Source organism: Streptomyces sp. SDr-06 (assembly GCF_003324565.1).
Lineage (GTDB): Bacteria > Actinomycetota > Actinomycetes > Streptomycetales > Streptomycetaceae > Streptomyces.
The window spans coordinates 32,881-54,677 of sequence record NZ_QOLA01000023.1; the positions used below are offsets into that span (position 1 = coordinate 32,881).

Genomic DNA, 21,797 nt, shown 5'->3' on the forward strand with positions numbered 1-21,797 from the left:
GTGACCTTTGAGCCACTCGTTCGGCCACCAGCGTACGGCCAGGCTGTGTGACGTGACCCAGACAACCGACAGCCCCCAGGTCGAGCCCGCGCCGCTCAGGAAGGCCGAGTCCAGGATCCACCGCGCGTGGTTCGTGGCGGCCGTCGCCTTCGTCACGATCATCGGGGCGGCGGCCTTCCGCTCGCTGCCCGGCCTTCTGATCGACCCGCTGCACGACGAGTTCCACTGGTCGCGCGGCACCATCGGCGCCGCGGTCTCGGTGAACCTCGCCCTCTACGGCCTCACCGCCCCCTTCGCCGCCGCCCTGATGGACCGCTTCGGCATCCGCAAGGTCGTCGCGGTCGCCCTGACCGTGATCGCGGCGGGCTCGGGGCTCACCGTCTTCATGCACGCTGCCTGGCAACTCATCCTGTACTGGGGCCTGTTGGTGGGCCTGGGCAGTGGCTCGATGGCGCTCGCGTTCGCGGCGACCGTCACCAACCGCTGGTTCACCGAGCGCCGCGGCCTGGTCACCGGCATCCTGACCGCGGCCTCCGCCTCCGGCCAGCTGATCTTCCTGCCGCTGCTGTCCTGGATGGTCGAGGCCCACGGCTGGCGTCCGGCCGCCATCACCGTGACCCTGGCCGCGCTCGCCGTCGTCCCGTTCGTCTGGCTGCTCCTGCGCGACCACCCGGCCGACGTGGGCCTCGCGCCGTACGGATCGGGGGCGTACGTACCCAAGCCCGCGCCCGTCACCGGCGCGGCCCGCCGCACCCTCACGGTGCTCGTGCGGGCCGCCCGCACCGGGCCGTTCTGGCTGCTCGCGGGCACCTTCGCGATCTGCGGGGCCTCCACCAACGGCCTGGTCCAGACCCACTTCGTACCCGCCGCCCACGATCACGGCATGCCGGTCACGGCCGCCGCGGGGCTCCTCGCCGTCATCGGGGTCTTCGACGTGGCGGGCACGATCTTCTCCGGCTGGCTTACCGACCGCTTCGAAGCCCGCCGCCTGCTCGCGACGTACTACGCCCTGCGCGGCGTCTCGCTGCTCTTCCTGCCGATGCTGCTCGCACCAGCCGTCCACCCGCCGATGATCTTCTTCATCGTCTTCTACGGGCTCGACTGGGTGGCCACCGTGCCGCCCACCATCGCCCTGTGCCGTCAGCACTACGGCGAGGACAGCGCCATCGTCTTCGGCTGGGTGCTCGCCTCGCACCAGGTCGGCGCGGCCCTCATCGCCTTCCTCGGCGGCCTGGCCCGCGACGTCTTCGGCAGCTACGACGTCGTCTGGTACGCCGCGGGCGCGCTGTGTGCGGCGGCCGCCCTGATGGCCCTGGTCATCCGCCGGGGCGGCCCCGCCGGGGAACCGCTCGCCGTGTGATCCCCTCTTCCCGTACGGGGACGGCGCCGGGTGCCGCTCGGCGGGACCCGCGTTCCCCGACGGGCAACCGAGGGGGAACGCCATGAACGCCATGAAGGCCGGGAGACCCGGAGCCGTACCGCGCGCCGTGCTGGTCGTGGCCCTGCTGTATGCCGCCGTGGCCGCCTGTGGAGAGTCCGGTCCGGGCGATCCGGCGGCCGTCGCCCCGCCGAAGCCGTCCGCCACGTCGGCCGCTCCCTGCGGCGATGGCACGACGGAGGAGGGCGCGGGCGGCGCGGGTCCGGCGACGGAGGACGAGGCCGGGACGCCGGGCCCGCCGACGGACCAGGACGCGGGCAGCCCCGGTCCGCCGACCGACCGGGATGCGGGCAGCCCTGGCCCGCCGACGGACGGGGACGCGGGCAGCCCTGGCCCGCCCACCGACGCGGACCCCGGCACACCCGGCCCGCCCACCGACGGCACCGCGCCGCCCTGCCTTCCGGCGGGCTGGTTCGACATGACCCGGGACTTCGTCGACTACTACGGCAAGCACCTCACCAAGGCCGACGACGGAATGTGGCCGTCGGTGGTGGCGGTGCGGATTCGCAAGCAGGGCGCGGCCGAGCAGGCCGTGGTGACGGTCAACTTCACTCCGCCGGCGGGGGACGGCGGCCGGGTGGCCGAGGTCTTCGCGGACTGGCGCCACGCGGAGTACGGCGACAAGGGCGCCCTGCGCGTGGAGACCCGCAGCGGAGGCCTCATCACCGAGGGGTCCTGGTGAGCGGGGTCCGGGTGGTCCGGGGGCCGCGGGAGTGAGCGGCAGCTTGAGGCACTCAGGAGTCGCTGGGGGCGGGGGCCGGGGCCTTCGGGAGCCCTGAGCCGCCCTGGCACAGGGGGCTTGGAGGAGCCGCGCCGTTCAGTCGGTGAAGCGGCCGAACCGGCCCCGGTGGAAGAGCAGCGGCTCGGCGTCGTCGCCGGTGCCCAGCGCCTCGACGCGGCCGACCACGATGAGGTGGTCCCCTCCGGTGTGCACGGCGTGGACGCGGCAGTCGATCCACGCCGGTACGCCGTCGATGCGGGGCGAGCCGGTCGCGGGCGCGGCGTCGTGGCCGACCCCGGCGAACTTGTCCGCCCCGCTGACCGCGAACCCCCGGCACAGCGCGCCCTGTCCGGCGCCCAGCACGTTCACGCAGAACGCCCCGGCGCGGGCGATGCGCGGCCAGGTCGTCGACGTACGCGCCACCATGAAGGCGACCAGGGGCGGGTCGAGGGAGAGCGAGGCGAAGGACTGGCAGGCGAAACCGGTGGGCCCGTCGGCGTCCTCGGCCGTGATGACGGTGACCCCGGTCGCGAACTGGCCCAGCACGCGACGGAATTCGGCGGGATCGACCGGTGCCCGCTCGTCGTCCCGTACGGCCCGCAGGTCCGGCCGGGGCAGGAACTCGACGGGCTCGGCGGCCGTGGCGGCGCCGACGGACCTGAGGTATCGGACGACGGTGGCCGCCATCCCTGCGTGTCCCATCACACCAGCCATTGAAGCTGACGGTACGTCAGATAGGAAGTGCCGCACGGCACTGAAAGTCCTTACAGCCCCCGGTATTTGGGGGTGCGCCGCTCCTTGAAGCCGGCCACTCCCTCGTTCGCGTCCCGGGTGGTCATGTTGATCTCCTGAGCCCAGGCCTCGGCGGCGAGCGCGGTGCTGCGGTCGGTGTCCAGTGAGGCGTTCACCAGGTGTTTGGTGAGGGCGAGCGCGCGGGTCGGCCCGGTGGCGAGCCGCTCGGCCCACTCCTTCGCGGTGGCGGCGAGCTCGGCGTCGGCGACGACCCGGTTGACCAGGCCCATGCGCTCGGCGTCGGCCGCGAGCAGCGCGTCGCCGAAGAACATCAGCTCCTTGGCGCGCTGCGGACCCACGAGGCGCGGCAGCAGGTAGGCGCCGCCTCCGTCCGGCACGAGGCCCCGGCGTACGAACACCTCGATGAACCGGGCCGATTCGGCGGCCAGGACCAGGTCGCAGGCGAGGGCGAGGTGGGCCCCGAGACCGGCGGCGGTGCCGTTGACGGCCGCGATCACCGGCTTCTCGCAGTCGAGCACGGCCGTGACGAGCCGCTGGGCACCCTGGCGGATCATGCGGGCGACATCCCCCGCGACCCGCTCGCCGTCCGCGCCGGAGTCGGCCTGGGGAGCACCGCGCAGATCGGCGCCCGCGCAGAACCCCTTGCCGGTACCGGTGATCACGACGGCCCGGACGGCGGGATCGGCCGAGGCCGCGCCGAGCAGCTCGATGACCCGTTCCCGCTGGGCCCAGGTGACGGCGTTCAGGGCGTCGGGCCGGTTGAGCGTGATCCAGGAGACGCCGTTGTCAGTGGCGTGCAGTACCAATGAATCGAGCGGTTCCATGCGGGCTCCAAGGCTGGGGCGGGCCGGACTGCGGGACGGGGGAGCGGGATGGCGGGGGAGCGGCGCGGGTGGGGCCCGGGTGCCGGTCATGGGCGGGGCTCGGCGGTGGGCCTGGAGCCGGGGGAGGTTGCGGATTGCGGGCGGGGCCCAGCGGTCGTTCGCGGGCCGGGCTCGGGTGCCGGTCATGGGCGGGGCTCGGCGGTGGATCGCGGGCCCGGCCGGGCGGGCGATCGCGGGTCGTGCTCAGCGGCAGACGGCGAGGGCGTCGAGCGCGACGGCGCCCTGTCCACGGGGGAGCACCACCAGGGGGTTGATGTCCAACTCGGCGAGGTCGTCGCCCAGTTCCAGGGCCATGCGCTGGACGCGCAGGACGACCTCCACGAGCGCGTCCACGTCCAGCGGGGGCCCGCCGCGCACCCCGTCGAGGAGCGCCCGCCCCCGGAGCTCGCCGAGCATGTCCCGCGCCTGCTGCTCGCCGAACGGCGGCACCCGTACGGCAGAGTCGCCGAGCACCTCCACCAGCACCCCGCCGAGCCCGACGGTCACGGTCGGGCCGAACAGCGCGTCGTGCGTGACCCCGACGACCATCTCGACACCGCGCTCGACCATCTGGCAGACCAGGATGCCGTCGAGTTCGACGCCCTCGTAGCGTGCGATGTCGGTGAGTTCGCGATAGGCGTCCCTGATCTGGCTGGCCGAGGTCAACCCGACCTTGACCAGGCCGAGTTCGCTCTTGTGGGCCAGGCGGGCGCCCGAGGCCTTCATGACGACGGGGTAGCCGACCAGGCCCGCCGCGCGCACGGCGGCCGCCGCGCTGGTCACGAGCTGTTCGCGCGGCACCCGGATGCCGTACGCCCGAAGAAGCTGCTTCGCCGCGTGCTCGCTGAGCTGCTGACCCGGGCGCATCAGCGCCTGCGCCTTGCGGAAGGAGGGGGAGGGCACCCGGGGTGCCTCGTCGAAGGGGGAGCGGTAGCCGGTGGTGAACCGGTGGTGGGCGAGGTACGCCCGTACGGCGCCGATGCAGTTGGCGAACGTACGGAAGGTGGCGACCCGGGACGAGCCGAGCAGCGTCTCGCGGTAGGCGGCCTCGGTGCCCAGCGGCGACCCCCACACCACGCACACCAGCTTGTCCGTCTGCTCCGCCGCGTCCACCAGGTCCTGCGCCAGCTTGTCGCTCATGGGCGGGAACGGCCCGGTGATGGGGCAGATCAGCACCCCGACGGAGGGGTCGGCGAGGATCGCGTCGATGATCTTGCGCCCGCGCCAGTCGCCGACGGGGTGGCCGCCGTTGTCGACGGGGTTGGCGACGTTCAGGTAGGACGGTATCCACGCGTGGAGCTCGTCCTGCTTGGCGGGCGAGAGGGTCGGCAGGTGGAGCCCGGCGGCGGTGGCGAGATCCGAGAAGTGCGCCCCGGTGCCGCCCGAGATCGAATACACGACGACGCCGTCGGCCCGCGGTGCCCGGGACCGGGCCAACAGGGCGGCCGTGTCCTGGAGTTGGTCGAGCCCGTCGACGCGGATCACGCCGTACTGGCGCATGGCGGCGTCCACGACGTCGTCGGCGCCGGTCAGTTTGCCGGTGTGTGACGCGGCCATGCGGGCCCCCGCGTCGGTGCGGCCGACCTTGACGGCCACCACCGGCACCCCGGCGCGGGCCGCGCGGTCGGCGGCGAGCAGGAAGGACCGCCCGTCCTTGAGTCCCTCCACATAGCAGGCGATGACGCCGACCTCGGGGCGCTCGGCGAAGTAGGAGATGAAGTCGGCGGTTTCGAGGTCGGCCTCGTTGCCGGTGGGTGCCCAGTGCGAGAGCCGCACGCCGAGCTCTTGCATCGTGAAGACGGGCCGTCCCTGGTGCCCCGACTGCGTGATGAGCGCGATGGCCGGGCCGTCGAGGTCGTCCCGGAACCGCTCGAAGGCGTTGAGGTTGGTGTTGGGTCCGAGCAGCCGGAGCCCGGACCGCTTGACGGCACGGGCCAGCCGTTCCTGGGCGGCGGCGCCCTGCTCGCCGGTCTCGGCGAAACCGGAGGCGAAGGCGACGGCGAACTTCACCTTGGCCTCGGCGAGTTCCTCCACGACGGGGAGCGGGTCGCCGACCAGGAGTACGGCCAGATCGACCTGTTCCGGCAGGTCGGACACGGAGGGGACGCAGGGCAGCCCGAAGACGGAGGCACGGGTGGGGTGGACGGGGTGGAGGCGGGCGCCGACCCGGCGGGCCCAGTCGATGAGCTGGCGGGTGATGCCGGTGTTGGGGCGGCCCTCGGCGTCGGAGGCGCCGACGACGGCCACGGACTCGGGCCGGAAGAACCGGTCGAGGTCGGGCACGTCGGCGTAGAGGGGGCGGCCGCTGACGTCCAGGTCGCCCTCGCCCGCCGCTCTGCCGTGGACGGCGCCGGGGGCGGGCTGCTCGCCGCAGGCGACCACCCGCGCGCGGAAGTCGGTCGTGAGGGTGCCGTGAGTCGATCCAAGCATCGTTCCGCCCGCTCCTGGTCGAGGGCCAACATGACTGAGCCGTGCCGGTCGTAACTGACGCATAGTCAGATTACAGACCTGACGACTTGTCAGGAACTGGTCTGCGAGCAAAGCCTCGGCCCTGCGGGGCGTGGGGGTGCCGTCCTCCGCCCGGCGGAGCGTGCGCTGGACCTCCCCTCAACCCTGCTGTTCGCAAACCCCGTTGAGCGCTATCGGGCGGGAGGCCCTCCTTTTTGTCCGAGAACCCCCACCAAGTGGCCGAGCCCCGGCCCCGGCGCCCCCGCGGCCCTGACTTCCCCCGGACCGGGGTTGCCCCGGCGCCCCGCCCTCCGCGGCCTGCGGGCCGCGTGTGGCCGTTCGCGCAGTTCCCCGCGCCCCTAACAGCACCGTGCTGGTCAGCACAGGCAACCTCAGCCCGTCATGGGGGTCCCCCCTGGCCCTTAAGGCCTTGGGGGAGTTTGAGGACGAGCGCCGTTCAGGCGCGAACGGGGGTGCGGGGGCGCAGCCCCCGCCGGGGTTCGAGGGGCGGAGCCCCTCGGGGGGTCTGGGGCGCAGCCCCAGGGGCGGAACCATCCAACCCCCCGCACGGGCGGGCGGGAGGGCAAACCCCCCGGGGGCCCGGGGGCGGAGCCCCCGCCCGGGGTCTGGGGCGGAGCCCCAGGGGCTGTACCCATCCAACCCGTTGCACGGGCGGGTGGGTGGGCAAATCCCTCGGGGGGTCTGGGGCGGAGCCCCAGGGGGTGCTAGGTGGACAGGGACTTGGCGATTCGGGTCGCGTCGATGCGCAGCTCCCGCAGCATCCCACTGATGGGATTGGTGAACCCCGTGAAGTACAGCCCCGCCGCCCCCCGCACCGTACGGGCGCCATGGGCGCGGGGCCGGCCCCGCTCGTCCAGCACGCCGAGGTGCCCAGCGAGGCCCTCCAGCCCCCGCCGATACCCCGTCGCGCAGATGACCACCTCCGGCGAGATCCGCGTCCCGTCCGCGAGGACGACCTTGCCGCCCTCGAAGGACTCCACCGCCCCGACCGGCTCGACCCGCCCCGCGCGGACCGCCTGGACGAGCCCCACGTCCTGCACGGGAATCGCCCCCTCCCGCACCCGCGAGTACAGGCCCCCGGCCGGCCGGGGCAGACCGTATGCGGAGAGGTCGGGCACGGAGAGCCGCTCGGCCACCGCCGCCGCCCGGTCCACGAGGCGTACCGGGAGCCGTCGCACCAGGATGCCGGTGGCCTGCGCGGGCCACCCCGCCGTGGACCGGCGCAGGATGTGCGGCGCGGTCCGCACCGCGAGCCGCACCCGCCCGGCCCCGCCCCCGGCGAGGTCGGCCGCGATCTCGGCCCCGGTGTTGCCCGCGCCGACGACGAGGACGTCCCGCCCGGCGTAGGGCCCGGGGTTGCGGTAGCGGCTCGCGTGGAGGAGCTCACCCGGGTACGCGTCGGCCCCGGCCCACTCGGGCACGTACGGCGTGTGGTTGTACCCGGTGGCCACCACCACCGCCCCGGTCACCAGCCGCCGTCCCCCGGTCGCGTGCAGCACCCAGCCCTCGTCGCCGGGCCCGCGCTCGATCCGCTCGACCTCGACCCCGGTGACGATCTCCAGCTCGTGGACCAGCGCGTACTTCTCCAGGTAGCGGACCAGGTCGTCGCGCGACACCCACCGCCCGAACCGGCGCGGGATGCGCAGCCCGGGCAGCGCGGAGAGGCGGCGGGTGGTGTGCAGATGGAGCCGGTCGTAGTGGCGCCGCCAGGAGGCGCCCACGGCGTCGGACTTCTCCAGTACGACGGCCCGCACGCCCCGGGCACGCAGCGCGGCGGCGACGGCGAGACCGCCGGGCCCGGCGCCGATCACGTAGACGGGGCTCGTGGCATTGGTGGTGTCGGCCATGAACGCTGAGCGTAACGGCGCGAATACTTGATGGGTCTCGGTCAAGACCGGAATCGGTTGCGATCTGATCACGCGTACGCCCCTCTTGCGCCCGCGCTCCCGATCCGCTGAACTGACGTACCGTCAGAAACGGAAGCGGAGCACCGGGAAGGGGGCCCAGGGTGGACTCGATCTGGCTCAGCGGCGCCGAGTGGCTGGCCGTCCTGCGCATCGGCCTCGGCCTGTGGTGGCTGGAGAGCTGGCGCCACAAGGACAAGAAGGACTGGTTCGAGCACGGCACCGGCATCGGCTGGGCGTCCGACGTCGCCGCCAAGCACCGGTGGAACGCCGTCCGCAGCGGCTTCGACGTCGTGGTCAACCCCCGCCCCAGGACGATGGCGTACGTGGTCGTCTACGCCGAACTCGCCCTCGGGCTCGGCCTGGTGACCGGGTTCCTGACCCCGATCGCGCTCATCTCCGGCCTTCTGCTCAACCTCGTGTACCTGGTGCTGATGATCCACGACTGGGCCGAGCAGGGTCAGAACGGGATGATGACCCTCATCTCGCTCGTCGGCCTCGGGGGCATGTCGTGGCAGACCTGGTCCCTCGACCACGCGCTGGGACTGTTCCCATGAGCCCGGCCGACCCGATCAGCCCGATCATCCCGATCAGCCCGGCCGACCCGGTCAGCCCGAGCGGCCGGATGGGCTCGGCCGCACCGCTCGGCTCGACCGGCGCTCCGGGACCGACCGGCGCCCCGAGTTCGGGCGTCGTCACCGCTGCCACCCCCGAGGCGGACGCCTTCACCCGGCCGTACTGGGACGCGGCCGCCGAGGGGCGCCTCCTCATCCGGTACTGCGCCGACTGCGACCGCCACCACCACTACCCGCGCGAGTTCTGCCCGTACTGCTGGAGCGAGAACGTGGAGTGGCGCCCGGCGAGCGGCCGGGCCACGCTCTACACCTGGTCCGTCGTGCACCGCAACGACCTGCCGCCGTTCGGCGCGCGCGTCCCCTACGTCGCCGCCGTCGTCGACCTCGCCGAAGGGCCTCGGATGATGACCGAGGTCGTCGACTGTCCGCACGAGGGGCTGCGGATCGGGATGGAGCTGCGCGTGGCGTTCCGGACCGGGGCCGACGACGGTGTGAGCGTGCCGGTGTTCGGCCCCGACCCGGCTTGAACCCGCAGGCCGCGCGCCCCACGGTCGGGGTCCTTCCGCAGTCTTTCCGCAGGGACAGCACCATCCCCTCCTGCCCGTCCCGCCACGTGAAATTTCCGCACCCGCCGCGCCGGGCGGGGGTTGAATGACGGCATGGACCACCAGCTCATACCGGCCGACCTGCGCGGTCACGGCCTGCGCCTGCGGACCTGGCGCGACGACGACGTGCACGTCCTCCTGCGCGGGGTGACCGACCCCGAGTACCTGCGCTGGAACACCCACCCCGCCCCCGTCGAGGACGAGGCGGCCGTGGCGGAGCTACTGCGGCGCCGGACGCTGGGCTGGGCGCGGGGCGAGTTCGCCACGTACTGCGTCACGGACGAGTCCAGCGGCGCGGTGCTCGGCCAGGTGAGCCTCAACTCCGTGAACTGGACGATGCGTTCCGGCCGGGTCGGCTACTGGACGCTTCCCGAGGAGCGGGGACGCGGCGTGGCGCGCCACTCCCTGGAACTCCTCACGCGCTGGGTCTTCGACCAGGTGGGCCTGCACCGCGTCGAGCTGGCGCACGCGGTGGGCCACGAGGCGTCCTGCCGCGTGGCGGAGCGCGCCGGATACGCGGCGGAGGGCACGCTGCGGGGAGCCATGTTCGAGGCCCAGCGCCGGGACGCCTTCCGCGACCTGCACCTCCACGCCCGTCTCGCGACGGACTAGCGACCCGCAGCGACCGGCTCGTTCCGCGCGGCCCCACGCCCCGACTGCGGGGCGCGGCCCCGGTGGGTCCGGCCGGTCACGGCCAGAGGAGCTCGCGGGTCCAGGCGGGGCCCTCGCGGCGGTAGCGCAGCCGCACGTGCCGGCGCTGTGCGTCGCCCTGGAAGAACTCGACCTCCGCCGGGTCAAGGACGTACCGGGTCCAGGTGGGTACCGGCGTCTCCGGCTCCGTCCGCGCCCGCTCCCATGCCACGGCCGACGCGTCCTCCAACTCGTGGTACTCGTCCAGCACTTCACTCATCCGGCCGACCAGGGCCGCCGCTAGTGCCCCCGTCGAGCGGGCGTGCAGATCGGCCTGCGAGGCGGCCTGTCCGGCCGGGGTGACGCTTCCGCGCACCCGGACCTGGCGGCCCACCTCGGGCCAGTAGAAGCCGAGCGCGGCGACGGGGTGGGCGGCCAGCTGCCGCCCTTTCGCGCTGGTGGAGTGCGAGGCGAAGTGCCAGCCGTCCGCGTCGGCGTCGTGCAGCATGAGCGTGCGTACGTCGGGGCGGCCCTGCGGATCGACCGTCGCGAGCGACATGGTGTGCGGCTCGGCCTGGCCCGCCCCGGCCGCGTGCATCAGCCACTCCTGGAAGAGGGGCAGGGGCGTGGCGGGCGCCGTGGCCGGGTCGAAGTGCGGAAGCTCCACGTCCCAGACGCGCAGCGTGTGCAGAAACTCGCGGAATTCCATGCCGCGATTCTCCCGGCCCGGCGGGGCCGGGGGCCGCCCCGCCCCACCCGTTCCGCCCGTGCGGTCACCGATCCCGCGCCCCCGTCCGAGGGCGCGCCCCTCACTCCCGGCCGAGCACCACCGTCCCCGACGAGCAGAACCATCCGCCGGTGCCGGACGCCACCGCGAGCTCGGGCAGTCGTCCCCCCGCCTTGCGCACCTGCCCCGCACCCGCCTCGCCCCTCAACTGGCGTACGGCTTCCACGAGGAGGAACAGGCCCCGCATCCCCGGATGGCAGGCGGACAGGCCGCCGCCGTCCGTGTTGACCGGCAGCTCGCCCTGGCGCAGCAGCCGCCCCTTCACCACGAACGTCCCGCCCTCGCCCTTCGCGCAGAACCCGAGGTCCTCAAGCGTCACCAGCGTCATATAGGTGAACGCGTCGTAGATCTCGGCCAGGTCGACGTCCGCCGGGCGCACCCCCGCCCGCTCGAAGGCGAGCCGGCCGGACACCGCTGCGGGGGACACGGTGAAGTCCTCCCACTCCGACATCGTGGTGTGCGACACCGACGTGCCCGAACCCAGCACCCACACCGGTGCCTTGGCCGTGTCCGGTACGTACTCCTCGGCCGCCAGCAGCACCGCGCAGCCGCCGTCGGAGCGGATGCAGCAGTGGAGCTTGGTGAACGGGTCCGCGATCATCGGGCCGCTCAGCACCTCGTCCACGGTGATCGGTTCGCGGAACATCGCGTCCGGGTTGGTGGCCGCGTTGGCCCGCGCCTGCACCGCGACCTCGGCCAACTGCTCGATGGTGGTGCCGTACTGGTGCATGTGGCGGCGTGCGGCCATCGCGTACTTCGAGATCAGCGTGTGGCCGTACGGGGCCTCGAACTGGAGCGGGCCCCGCGCCCCGAAGGAGAGGTTCGAGGTGCGCCGCCCGGCCTTGATGTCGGCGCGCGCGGTCGACCCGTACACCAGCAGGACGGCGTTGGCGTGCCCGGCGGCGATGGCGTCGGCGGCGTGCGCGGCCATGACCTCCCAGGTGGCGCCCCCGACGGCCGTCGAGTCGACCCAGGTGGGGCGGAGTCCCAGATACTCGGCCACCTCGACCGGCGCGAGCGTGCCGAGCCCCGCCGAGCCGAACCCGTCCACGACCGAGCGGTCGAGCCCGGAGTCGGCGAGCGCCCTGCGGGCGGCCTGGGCGTGCAGGGCGTACGGGGTGGCGTCGTCCACGCGGCCGGTGTCGGAGAGAGCGATGCCGACGGCGGCGACTCTGCGGCGCCGTTGCGTTAAGGGTGCCATTTACCTGACGGTACATCAGATGTCCTCACCCGGCCCGTGCTTCAGGCCCCTGGGGCTCCGCCCCAGACCCCGTTCGCGCCTTGAGGGCGCTCGTCCTCAATCTCCCCCAAGGCCTTAAGGGCCAGGGGGGACCCCCATGACGGGCTGAGGATGCCCATGCCGGCCCCCCCTGCAGGGGCGCGGGGAACTGCGCGAGAAGCGGGCACGGTCCGCAGATCGAAGGGGGTTGGGGGCGCGCGAGGACACCCCGCGAGGGCCGCCGTCCCCAGGGGCGCGGGGAACTGCGCGGGCAAGCGAGCACGGTCCGCAGATCGAAGGGGGTTGGGGGCGGGCGGGGGTGATGGGGCGGGCCGCGGGCCTGTCCATCTGCGCACCTCGCCCCTAACATGACGACCCGTCAGATCAGAGGCTCGGGCCTCTGGGGGAGGAGCCGACGATGGACGCCGCCTTCACCGCGGAGCAGGACGAGATCCGCCGCACCCTGCACGAACTGCTCGCCAAGCACTGCGGTCCACAGGACGTGAAGAGCGCGGTGCGCACCCCGGTCGGTCACGACACCGCGCTCTGGGGGCGGCTCGCGGCCGAGCTCGGGCTGCCGGGGCTCGCGCTGCCCGAGGGGTACGGGGGCGTCGGCTGCACCACCGCCGAGCTCGCCCTCGCCTGCGAGGAGACCGGCCGCGCCCTGCTGCCCTCACCGCTGCTCGCCACCGCCGTGCTCGCCGCCCCGCTCATCGCAACCCTCGGCACCGGCGCGCAGAAGACGGCGCTGCTGCCGCCCCTCGCGCGCGGCGAGCGCGGTGCGGCCCTCGTCGTGCCCGGCGCCGGTCTCGCCCTCGCGCTCGGGCTCACCGGTGCGTACGCGGACGGCGTCTGGGCCGGGGGCGGCCGGGCCGGGGGCGTGCAGGCCGGGCGGGCGCCGGACGGCGGCTGGCGCCTCTACGGGGAGGCCGAGCAGGTGCTCGACGGGCACAGCGCACAGCTCCTCCTCGTCGCCGCCCACACCGGCGGCTTCGCACGCAGCCGCACCCTGCTCTTCGTGGTGCACGGCGACGCGGCCGGGCTGCGGCGCACCCGGCAGACCACGCTCGACGAGACCCGCTCCCAGGGCCGGGTCCAACTGCGCCATGTCGAGGCCGAGTTGTTGGGGGACGACGACGCGCTCGACATCCGGGCGGCTCTGGCCGGTGCCGGGCGCTCGGCCGCCGTCTGCCTCGCCGCCGAGGCGGTCGGGGCCGCGGCCGAGGCGCTGGAGCGGACCGTGGCGTACGTCAAGGAGCGGGAGCAGTTCGGGCGGGCCATCGGGTCCTTCCAGGCGGTCAAGCACCGGCTCGCCGACCTGTACGTCCAGGTGCAGGCGGCCAGGTCGGCGGCGTACTACGCGGCCTGGGACCCGGGGGCGGGCGCCCTCGCGCTCGCGCAGGGGCTCGACGCGCTGCGGGCCGCGGCCTCCGAGGCCGTCCAGCTGCACGGCGGCATCGGCTTCACCTGGGAGCACGAAGCGCACCTCTACTTCAAGCGGGCCGCCTCCGACGAACTGCTCTTCGGGCCCGTGCACCGCCTGCGCGACCACGCCGCCGAACAGGCCGGACTGTTCGGCCCGGCCGCGTCGGAGGTGGCGGTGTGAGCCCCGCGCCCACCAGGACCGCACCCGGGGTGCGGCTCATGCAGAAGCTGTCCTCGACCCGTACGTTCGCCAGGATCGCCCCGCACGTCGTCCCGGCGATGGACCGCGCCGTGCACCGGCTGACCCGCGGCCGGGTCATCCTCAGCGCCCAGATGCTGCCCGGCGTCGTGCTCACCACGCGCGGCGCCAAGTCGGGCCTGCCGCGCACCACTCCGCTGGCCTGCATGCCGGAGGAGGGGCGGGACACGTGGATCCTGATCGGGTCCAACTTCGGGCGGCCCGGCCACCCGGCGTGGACCGGCAACCTGCTCGCCCACCCGGACGCGGAGATCAGCTGGAGGGGCCGCGACATCGCGGTGCGGGCCCGGCTGCTCGACGGGGAGGAGCGGTTGGAGGCGTGGCAAGCGGCGCTCAACTTCTGGCCGCCGTACGCCACTTACCAGTCCCGGATCGAGCGCGAGATCCGGCTCTTCCGCCTGGAACGCAGGGACCGGTAGGCACGTGCAGACGGGAACGCCGACGGCGGTCGCCCCCGGAAGGGGGGGCGCACCGCCGTCGGCGCGACAGGACGACGTGGGTATCGGCCGACGTGTGAGGGCTACTTCGTCGGCTTCTTTCCGGTGATGCCGAGGTGGACCAACAGCGCCAGGTTCGGCCTCAGTTCGGCCTGCTTGACGCCCCAGGTCTGGAAGCCCTTCTGGTGCGAGGCCACCGACGCCAGCATGGCGACGAGCGAGCCCGCCATCGCCGCGGGGCTGACGTCCTTGTCGACCTTGCCCTTGGACTGGAGCTCGGTGACCGCGTCCGTAAGGGAGTTGGTGACCGAGTTCAGGATCTTCATGCGGATCTTGTAGAAGCGCTTGTCGCCCTCGGCCGCGCCCAGATCGACGACCCGCAGGATCGCGTCGTTCCTGCGCCAGAAGTCGAGGAAGCCCTCCACGAGTTCCTCCGCCGTCTGCCAGCCGGCCCGCCCGACCCAGGAGCGGCCCTCGACCAGAGCGGTCAACCCGGCGCCCTCCTTGGCCATTTCCTCGGCGATCTCCAGGACGGCGCCCTCGACGTCGGGGAAGTACTGGTAGAAGGTCGCGGGCGAAGTGCCCGCCTTCCGGGCCACGTCGATGACTTTTACGTCCCGGTACGGCGAGGAGCTGAGCATCTCACTGAGGCAGTCGAGCAGCTTCTGCCGGGTCGCCTGGCCGCGTCGGCCGGCCACGCGGCCGTCGACGGTGCGTACTTGTCCTGTCATGCCGTCAGCTTACCGAGGGGTGATCGGAGCGCTATTCGGCCGAGTGCAAATGGGGGCCCGGGGGCGGTACGTCCCGATGCGCGCGGGGAACCGGGTGCCCCGGGAGCCCGTCCAGCGGGGGGCTCTCCGTGTCGTGGCGCGGAGTGCGACCGCGGGCCCGCGGTCGATGAGGGCATCGGGTTTCGGTCGTCGCGCTCCGTGGCCGCCCGACCCGCCCGGCCACTCGAATGGTGTTATCAACACCCTGTGGACAACTTTGGTGGACAAGCCGTGCGGGACTTGGCCCGTCGCCACGCCGCGTGCGGAAATCTGGCCATACGTTCGAATTGTGCGACCGCGTCGCACGTGAGGGGTCGTTAGCTTGACCCCGAACGCGGCAGCGCCCCGGCTCCCCGGCGGGGCACCTCAGGAAGGAATCAGGCGCATGGGCGGATATCCGGAAGGCGCGCCGTGCTGGGCCGACGTCTCGCTGTCCGATCTGGCGGCCGGCAAGAGGTTCTACGGGGAGCTCCTCGGCTGGACCTTCGACGAGGCCGCCGACGCGGCGTACGGGAACTACACCACCGCCTACAAGGACGGGCGGCGCGTCGCGGCCCTCCAGCCCAAGCGGGACGGCCGGATGCCCACCTCCTGGACCATCTACCTCGCCACCCCCGACGCCCACGCCCTCGCCGCCCGGATCCGCGCGGCCGGTGGCCGGCTGATCACCGACCCGACGCCGGTGCCGCCCCACGGCACCATGGCGGTCGCCGCCGACCCGGGCGGCGCCGTCTTCGGCCTGTGGCAGGGCCAGGCGCACACCGGCTTCGAGCTGATGCGCAAGCCCGGCTCGTACTGCTGGACCGAGGTGTACACCCGCGACAAGGACCAGGCCGACGCGTTCTACGAGTCCGTCTTTGGCTACCAGGGCGGCGACCCGGGCAGCCCCGACGAGATCGGCGCCGACTTCCGCACCTGGTCGCTGCCCGGCACCGAGCCCGGCCCGGACGGCGCGATCGGCGGCCGCAGCCTGATGTCGGACGCCTTCCCCGCCGCCCTGCCCGACCACTTCCTCATCTACTTCAGCGTCGAGGACTGCGACGCGGTGGCCGCCGTCTGCACCCGCCTCGGCGGCCGGGTCACCGCCGAGCCGTTCGACATTCCGTACGGGCGGATGGCGGTCCTCAACGACAACCAGGGAGCGGCCTTCGCCGTTCTGCAGGGTTCAGGCACGTAGAACGCGCGCGGCATGCCCGGGGTGTCCCGGATCGGGAGGGGACATACCGGTCTGGACCCGGGTTGGCCACCGGCCACCTCCGGCAGGGAGAATCGGGGTGCCGCGTGAGACGCTGCACGGGGCCGAATTTCGCACGGCCCGTACGGGGAGGTGGCAGGCAAGTGGAGCAGCTGACGCAGCACGACCCGAGGCGGATCGGCCCCTTCGAGGTGCTGGGACGGCTCGGTGCCGGCGGCATGGGGCTGGTCTATCTGGCGCGCTCGGCCTCCGGCCGCCGCGTGGCCATCAAGACGGTGCGCACCGAACTCGCCGAGGACCAGCTCTTCCGGGTCCGCTTCACCCGCGAGGTGGAGGCGGCCCGCGCGGTCAGCGGCTTCTACACGGCCGCCGTCGTCGACGCCGACCCGCGCGCCCCCGTCCCGTGGCTCGCCACCGCCTATGTTCCGGCGCCCTCCCTCGAAGAAATAGTGAACGAGTGCGGGCCGCTCCCGGCCCAGGCGGTGCGCTGGCTCGCGGCCGGCATCGCGGAGGCGCTGCAGTCCATCCACGGCGCGGGCCTGGTCCACCGCGACCTGAAGCCGTCGAACGTGCTGGTCGTCGAGGACGGGCCGCGCGTGATCGACTTCGGCATCGCGTCCGGGGTCTCCAACACCCGCCTGACCATGACGAACGTGGCGGTGGGCACCCCCGCCTACATGTCCCCCGAGCAGGCCAAGGACTCCCGCAGCGTCACCGGCGCCTCCGACGTCTTCTCGCTCGGCTCGACCCTCGTCTTCGCCGCGACCGGCCACGCGCCCTTCCACGGCGCGAACCCCGTCGAGACCGTGTTCATGCTGCTGCGCGAGGGTCCCGACATCACCGGCCTGCCGGACGAGCTGCGCCCGCTCATCGAGTCCTGCATGCAGATGGAGCACCCCAACCGGCCGTCCCCCGAGGACCTCCAGGCCCAGCTCGCGCCCCACCTCTTCGCCTCGGGCTCGGACGACAGCGGCACCGCGTCGGCCTGGCTGCCGCCCCGCTCCGTCGCCATGATCGAGCAGCGCAGGGGCGGTGGCCGCATGCAGGTCGCCCCGGCCGCCGAGCCCGCGCCGAGCGCGGTGCGCTCCAGCAGGCCGGGACCCCCGGCGCCGCCCCGCCCGGCCGAGCCCCCGTACCCGGGCCGGCACGCCGGTTCCTCGGTGACCTATCCGCCCGTCCACACCGACGAGCCGGTGCGGCTGCCCGGCGCCAAGGTGCCGATCGGGCCGGGCCCCAGGGCCGCCGACGCGTCCCGGGTGGCGGTCGACGCCGGGCCCGCCACCGGCTGGGTACGCAGGCCCGGCGCGCCCGCCGCCAACGGAGCCCAGGCCGCCCCGGTGCCGCCGCCCGCCCACCCGCCCGAGGCGCCGGGCCGCTGGCGCCCTTGGCGCTTCCGCATGTCGAACGACGTGTGGGGCACCCCGGCCGTCGCGGGCGACCTCCTCTACGTCACCTCCTTCGAGGTGCACGCGCTGGACGTGGGCACCGGCCGCCGCCAGTTCAAGACGCGCGACGTCGCCTGGGCGATGGCCGTCGAGGCGGGCCGCATCCACGCCTCCGACGGCCCCACCCTGTACGCCCTGGACGCGACCGACGGCGGCGAGCTGTGGCGGCTGCCCACCGACGCCTGGGTGTACTCCCTGAAGGCCGACCGGGGCACCGTCGTCACCGCCACCCGCGGCGGCGGCGTCCAGGCCTGGGAGGCCGCGAACGGCGAGAAGCTGTGGGAGACCGCCGGCGCCCAGACCGACTTCGAGACCCCCGAGGCCGGGCCCGCGATCCACGACGGCACGGTCTACGTCTGGCAGGACGCCCGGCTGCGCGCCCTGGACGCCCGCACCGGCGCCGAGCGCTGGTCCTACCCCGTCGGCGACGCGGCCTCCTGCGGTGGTGTCCCGGTCCGGGTGGCACCCGCGCAGGACGGCTACGTCTACGTCTCGGCGGGCACCCGCGTCCTCGCGATCGACATCGCCTCCGGCCACGTCCGCTGGCACTTCGAAGCCCCCGCGGTCTTCCTGTGCCCGCCGGCCTTCGCGCCGGGCCCCGCGGTGGCGGGCGGCGGCGTGTACCTCGCCGACTACCTCGGCACCGTGTACGCGCTCGACGCCTCGACCGGCAAGGACCGCTGGCGCATCGCCACCGAGTCCCGCCAGTCCGTCGAGCCGGTTCTGGTGGCCGACGGCAACGTCCACGTGGGCAGCGGCAACGCGCTCTACACCCTGGACGCGGTCACCTCGACCCCCAAGTGGCGCTTCGCGGCGGGCGGCGAGGTCGTGGGCGCCCCCGTCGTCGCCGACGGCCGCATCCACTTCGGCTCGGCCGACCACTGCCTCTACACCCTGGACGCGGCGGGCGGACAGCTCCGCTGGAAGCTGGCCACCGGGGGTGAGATCACCGGGTCGCCCGTCGTCCGGGGCGGGGTCGTGTACGCGTGCAGCAAGGACCGGTGCGTTTACGCTCTGGACGCGGTGAAGGGGACGGCTACCTCGGGATCCCGCTAGGCGCGGGCTGCCTTCCCCGGGCCCGCTGGGCCCGGGTCCCGCTGGGCGGGGGTCCGCTGGGTGCGGGGCCCGGTGGTTTTCCGCGGGCCGTGCGTGGCTGGTCGCGCAGTTCCCCGCGCCCCTCAGGGGATTCTGGTGGCGCGGGCCGCAATGGTGGCGCCGCGCCCCTCAGGGGGTTGGGGTGGCGCGGGGCGCATGGTGGCGCCGCGCCCCTCAGGGGGTTGGGTGGTTCGGGCCGCATGGTGGCGCCGCGCCCCTCAGGGGGTTGGGTGGTTCGGGCCGCATGGTGGCGCCGCGCCCCTCAGGGGGTTCGGTGGTTCGGGCCGCATGGTGGCGCCGCGCCCCTCAGGGGGTTGGGTGGTTCGGGGCGCGAAAAGGTGAAGGGGCTTGATCTGTATGGCAGTTGAGGTGCTCTCGTCCTCCGTCGTCGTCGAGAGGCTGCGGGCCGCCGGGTGTGTGTTCGCCGAGGACGAGGCCGAGTTGATACTCGGCACGGCCAAGGACGCCGCCGAGGTTGCCGCCATGGTGGAGCGCAGGGCCTCGGGGCTGCCGCTCGAACACGTCGTGGGGTGGGCCGAGTTCCACGGGCTCAGGGTCGCCGTCGAGCCCGGCGTCTTCGTGCCGCGCCGCCGCACCGAGTTCCTGGTGCGGCAGGCCCTGGCCGGCGCCGACACCACCCGGCCGGTCGTCGTGGTGGACCTGTGCTGCGGCTCGGGCGCGCTCGGTGCGGCGCTCGCCACCGCGCTGCCCGGGGCGGAACTGCACGCCGCCGACATCGAGGCGGCCGCCGTGCGCTGCGCCCGCCGCAACGTGGCCGCGCTGGGCGGCCAGGTCTACCAGGGCGACCTCTTCGCGCCGCTCCCGCCCGGACTGCGCGGCCGGATCGACATCCTGGCCGCGAACGTGCCCTACGTACCCTCCGACGAGGTCGGCCTGCTGCCCCCGGAGGCCCGCGACCACGAGCCGCTCGTCGCGCTCGACGGAGGGACGGACGGCCTCGACATCATGCGCCGCGTCGCCCTCGAAGCGCCCGGCTGGCTCGCCCCGGGCGGCACCCTGCTCGTCGAGACCAGCGAGCGGCAGGTGCCGGGCGCGCTGGCGGCGATGTCCGCGGGCGGGCTGCGCGCCCGCCTCGTCACCTCGGAGGAGCTGTACGCCAACGTGGTGATCGGCGTCCGCGCCTGAGCCCTCAGGGCCGGGGCGGTTCGTACGGGGGCTGCGGCTCATGCGGCGGCGGCCCGGTAGGCGGCTCGAAAGGACCCTCATAGGGGCGCTCGGGCGGCGGCTCGTACGGGCGCTCCGACGGCGGCGGCTCGTACGGATGCTCCGACGGCGGCGGCTCGTACCGGGCGTCCGGGGGCGGTGCTCCGGGGGTGGCCGGTTCCGGCTCGGTCCTGCGGCGGCCGGACATCAGGGCCGCAGCGAGCAGCAGCACAAGGCCGGCGCCCAGTGCGATCGCCACGCCCTGTCCCAGGCCGCGCCCCGACGAGTCCACGGTCAGGCTGCCCGTCGCCTGGCCCTGCCGCACCATCCACAGGATGGTGAAGCCGAGCACGACGAGACCGGCGACGGCGACCAGGACGCGCGAGCGCAGCACCAGGCCCACCAGCGTCACGAGCGCGGCGAAGGCCAGGGGGAGCAGCACCGAGCCGGCCACCTCCGCCTTGGTCGCGGAGATGCCCGAGAACAGGTCGTCGATCCGGTAGGTGCTGCCGTGACGGCCGTCGTACCAGGCACGGAAGGGGCTCCAGACGGCGGCCGTCGCTCCGAGGAGAGCGAGGATCGAGCCGAGGACGTTGCGGACCATCTCCGGCCCTCCTTGTAGGCGGCTCTCGCTGCCGACGCTACGCCCGGCACGCGCACCCCGCTACCCGGCGGCCGGGCGGCGCGCTCGCCGGTTGTCCCTGCCGGGCGCGACACCGGCCGCCATGGCGAGGCCGAAGACGGAGCCGACCACGCGGGAGCCCGCCCGGCCGCGGGCCCGGTGGGCGCACCGCCAGGGGCTCGAAGGGACGGCGCCGGACAGCGGCCGCCCCGCTTGTCACCGCATCCGGAAGTCCTTGGAGCGGCGCGTGGTGAACAGCTCCGCCTGGCGGTCGGGCGGCAGGTTGCCGAGGGTCACGAAGGCCGGGGCGCGGGAGTGGGCCGCGGCGAGGGTGGCCTCCTTCGCCGCCCACACCGAGCGGACCGTGCCCTGCACGGCCTCGGTCGGGTACGAGGCGATGGTCTCCGCGCAGCACAGCGCAACGGTCAACTCCTCGCCGGGCACGGTCACTTCGCTCACGAAGCCGATCTCGTACGCCCGCCGCGCCGACATCCGCTCGGCCGTCCCCATCAGCGCGAGCCGGGCCGCCTCGCCGTGCGGCATCCGCAGCGCCAGATACATCGACTCGTACGCGCTGACCATGCCGTACGTCGTGTGCGGGTCGAAGAACGTGGCGTCCTCGGCGGTGATCACGAACTCCGCCTCGCCCAGCAGGTAGAACGCCCCGCCGCAGGCCATCCCGCGCACGGCGGCGATCACCGGCTTCCACAGGTCGTTCGCCTTCGGCCCGATCGCGATCAGGGGATCGTCGGTGGAGTACGGGGACGAGGGCTGTGCCACCTCGGCCGAGCGGTCGATGCCGGTGCAGAAGGCCCGCTCGCCGGCGCCGGTGAGCACCACCGCCCGGACCGTCTCGTCGAACCTCAACTCACGCCAGATTCCGCTCAGTTGCTCTGCCGTGTCCAGGTCCACGGCGTTCAGGCGCTCGGGCCGGTTCAGGGTGACCACCGCGACGCCGGTCTCCTTGTCGCGGGTCATCAGGACGCTCACGAGCGCTCCAGGAGCCAGCGCGGCACGGTCACCCCGTCGACCTCGGTGAACGCGACCTGCACCCGGGCGCCGATCCGCAGGCGCGCCGGGTCGACCGAGTCGAGGGGGGCGCCCGGCTCGGCGACCACGTTGCCGACCAGGCGGATCAGCGGGTCCTCGGCGAGCTCGACGACCACCGCGTTGTACGGGGCCTGGACCGCGTAGTCGGGGAGCAGCGGGGGGTGGGGGAAGACGTACGACCAGATGCGGCCGCGCCCCGACATCCGGCGCCACTCGCTGTCGAAGGACTGGCAGTGCGGGCAGCAGGGCCGGGGCGGGAAGCGGAGCCGGCCGCAGTCGGGGGCGGCACAGGCCTGGACGCGGAGCTCGCCCTGGGCCGCGTACTCCCAGAAGGGGGCGCCGTCGTCGTCCACAACAGGGGAAAGCATCTC

Annotated in this window: 20 protein-coding genes; 10 read left to right on the plus strand and 10 right to left on the minus strand. The window is 73.9% G+C overall.

The window, feature by feature from the left end:
• Positions 1 to 52: 52 nt before the first annotated feature.
• Positions 53 to 1,360, plus strand: a complete 1,308-nt coding sequence (locus DT019_RS32195) for an MFS transporter (protein ID WP_114040507.1) — start codon at positions 53 to 55, stop codon at positions 1,358 to 1,360.
• Positions 1,361 to 1,442: 82 nt separating this feature from the next.
• A complete protein-coding gene (locus DT019_RS32200; RefSeq protein WP_114040508.1) occupies positions 1,443 to 2,120 on the plus strand; it encodes a hypothetical protein in 678 nt (225 codons plus the stop codon).
• A 135-nt stretch (positions 2,121 to 2,255) separates the two neighbouring features.
• Here DT019_RS32200 and DT019_RS32205 read toward each other — a convergent pair whose 3' ends face one another.
• From DT019_RS32205 to DT019_RS32220, 4 genes are all read right to left on the minus strand, one after another.
• Complete coding sequence (locus DT019_RS32205) at positions 2,256 to 2,846, minus strand: flavin reductase family protein (protein ID WP_114040509.1); 591 nt, start codon at positions 2,844 to 2,846, stop codon at positions 2,256 to 2,258.
• A gap of 77 nt (positions 2,847 to 2,923) precedes the next feature.
• A complete protein-coding gene (locus DT019_RS32210) occupies positions 2,924 to 3,736 on the minus strand; it encodes an enoyl-CoA hydratase/isomerase family protein (RefSeq protein WP_114040510.1) in 813 nt (270 codons plus the stop codon).
• Positions 3,737 to 3,979: 243 nt separating this feature from the next.
• On the minus strand, positions 3,980 to 6,205 hold the full coding sequence (locus tag DT019_RS32215; RefSeq protein ID WP_114040511.1) for an acetate--CoA ligase family protein: 2,226 nt from the start codon (positions 6,203 to 6,205) through the stop codon (positions 3,980 to 3,982).
• 743 nt (positions 6,206 to 6,948) lie between these two features.
• Positions 6,949 to 8,091 carry a flavin-containing monooxygenase gene (locus DT019_RS32220; protein WP_114040512.1) on the minus strand — a complete coding sequence of 381 codons (1,143 nt, stop codon included), beginning with the start codon at positions 8,089 to 8,091 and terminating at the stop codon, positions 6,949 to 6,951.
• 161 nt (positions 8,092 to 8,252) lie between these two features.
• Between DT019_RS32220 and DT019_RS32225 the strand changes: the two genes are divergently transcribed.
• The 3 genes from DT019_RS32225 (at position 8,253) to DT019_RS32235 (ending at position 9,940) form a co-directional block, all read left to right on the plus strand.
• Positions 8,253 to 8,705, plus strand: a complete 453-nt coding sequence (locus DT019_RS32225) for a DoxX family protein (RefSeq protein WP_114040513.1) — start codon at positions 8,253 to 8,255, stop codon at positions 8,703 to 8,705.
• A 68-nt stretch (positions 8,706 to 8,773) separates the two neighbouring features.
• A complete protein-coding gene (locus DT019_RS32230) occupies positions 8,774 to 9,250 on the plus strand; it encodes a Zn-ribbon domain-containing OB-fold protein (RefSeq protein WP_189390109.1) in 477 nt (158 codons plus the stop codon).
• A gap of 132 nt (positions 9,251 to 9,382) precedes the next feature.
• Complete coding sequence (locus tag DT019_RS32235) at positions 9,383 to 9,940, plus strand: GNAT family N-acetyltransferase (RefSeq protein ID WP_114040515.1); 558 nt, start codon at positions 9,383 to 9,385, stop codon at positions 9,938 to 9,940.
• 76 nt (positions 9,941 to 10,016) lie between these two features.
• On the opposite strand, the gene DT019_RS32240 is transcribed toward DT019_RS32235, so the two are convergent.
• On the minus strand, positions 10,017 to 10,667 hold the full coding sequence (locus tag DT019_RS32240) for a pyridoxal 5'-phosphate synthase (RefSeq protein ID WP_114040516.1): 651 nt from the start codon (positions 10,665 to 10,667) through the stop codon (positions 10,017 to 10,019).
• Positions 10,668 to 10,767: 100 nt separating this feature from the next.
• The gene (locus tag DT019_RS32245) at positions 10,768 to 11,946 is read right to left on the minus strand and encodes a thiolase C-terminal domain-containing protein (protein ID WP_114040517.1); all 1,179 of its coding nucleotides are present in this window, start codon (positions 11,944 to 11,946) and stop codon (positions 10,768 to 10,770) included.
• Positions 11,947 to 12,382: 436 nt separating this feature from the next.
• Between DT019_RS32245 and DT019_RS32250 the strand changes: the two genes are divergently transcribed.
• Both DT019_RS32250 and DT019_RS32255 read left to right on the plus strand, forming a co-directional pair.
• Positions 12,383 to 13,570 carry an acyl-CoA dehydrogenase family protein gene (locus DT019_RS32250; RefSeq protein ID WP_114040518.1) on the plus strand — a complete coding sequence of 396 codons (1,188 nt, stop codon included), beginning with the start codon at positions 12,383 to 12,385 and terminating at the stop codon, positions 13,568 to 13,570.
• A gap of 38 nt (positions 13,571 to 13,608) precedes the next feature.
• Positions 13,609 to 14,067, plus strand: a complete 459-nt coding sequence (locus DT019_RS32255; RefSeq protein WP_114040566.1) for a nitroreductase family deazaflavin-dependent oxidoreductase — start codon at positions 13,609 to 13,611, stop codon at positions 14,065 to 14,067.
• Between the two features lie 101 nt (positions 14,068 to 14,168).
• On the opposite strand, the gene DT019_RS32260 is transcribed toward DT019_RS32255, so the two are convergent.
• Positions 14,169 to 14,816: a TetR family transcriptional regulator gene (locus DT019_RS32260; RefSeq protein WP_114040519.1), complete on the minus strand. Its 648-nt coding sequence runs from the start codon at positions 14,814 to 14,816 to the stop codon at positions 14,169 to 14,171.
• A 424-nt stretch (positions 14,817 to 15,240) separates the two neighbouring features.
• On the opposite strand from DT019_RS32260, the gene DT019_RS32265 reads away from it, so the two are divergent.
• The 3 genes from DT019_RS32265 (at position 15,241) to DT019_RS32275 (ending at position 19,736) form a co-directional block, all read left to right on the plus strand.
• Positions 15,241 to 16,032: a VOC family protein gene (locus DT019_RS32265; RefSeq protein WP_114040520.1), complete on the plus strand. Its 792-nt coding sequence runs from the start codon at positions 15,241 to 15,243 to the stop codon at positions 16,030 to 16,032.
• A gap of 161 nt (positions 16,033 to 16,193) precedes the next feature.
• Positions 16,194 to 18,551, plus strand: coding sequence for a PQQ-binding-like beta-propeller repeat protein (locus DT019_RS32270; protein WP_114040521.1), 2,358 nt, complete (start codon positions 16,194 to 16,196; stop codon positions 18,549 to 18,551).
• Between the two features lie 396 nt (positions 18,552 to 18,947).
• Entirely contained in the window at positions 18,948 to 19,736 is a 789-nt protein-coding gene (locus DT019_RS32275; RefSeq protein WP_114040522.1) for a putative protein N(5)-glutamine methyltransferase, read from the plus strand.
• Between the two features lie 4 nt (positions 19,737 to 19,740).
• Here the strand turns inward: DT019_RS32275 and DT019_RS32280 are convergent, their stop codons facing one another.
• The 3 genes from DT019_RS32280 to DT019_RS32290 all read right to left on the minus strand — a co-directional run bounded on the left by DT019_RS32280 (position 19,741) and on the right by DT019_RS32290 (position 21,794).
• On the minus strand, positions 19,741 to 20,358 hold the full coding sequence (locus DT019_RS32280) for a hypothetical protein (protein WP_223279861.1): 618 nt from the start codon (positions 20,356 to 20,358) through the stop codon (positions 19,741 to 19,743).
• Positions 20,359 to 20,592: 234 nt separating this feature from the next.
• Positions 20,593 to 21,366 (minus strand): enoyl-CoA hydratase/isomerase family protein, encoded by a 774-nt coding sequence (locus DT019_RS32285; RefSeq protein WP_189390101.1) that lies wholly within the window; start codon positions 21,364 to 21,366, stop codon positions 20,593 to 20,595.
• Positions 21,363 to 21,794 (minus strand): Zn-ribbon domain-containing OB-fold protein, encoded by a 432-nt coding sequence (locus DT019_RS32290; protein WP_114040523.1) that lies wholly within the window; start codon positions 21,792 to 21,794, stop codon positions 21,363 to 21,365. The genes DT019_RS32285 and DT019_RS32290 overlap by 4 nt, the downstream gene beginning before the upstream one ends.
• Between the last annotated feature and the right edge of the window lie 3 nt (positions 21,795 to 21,797).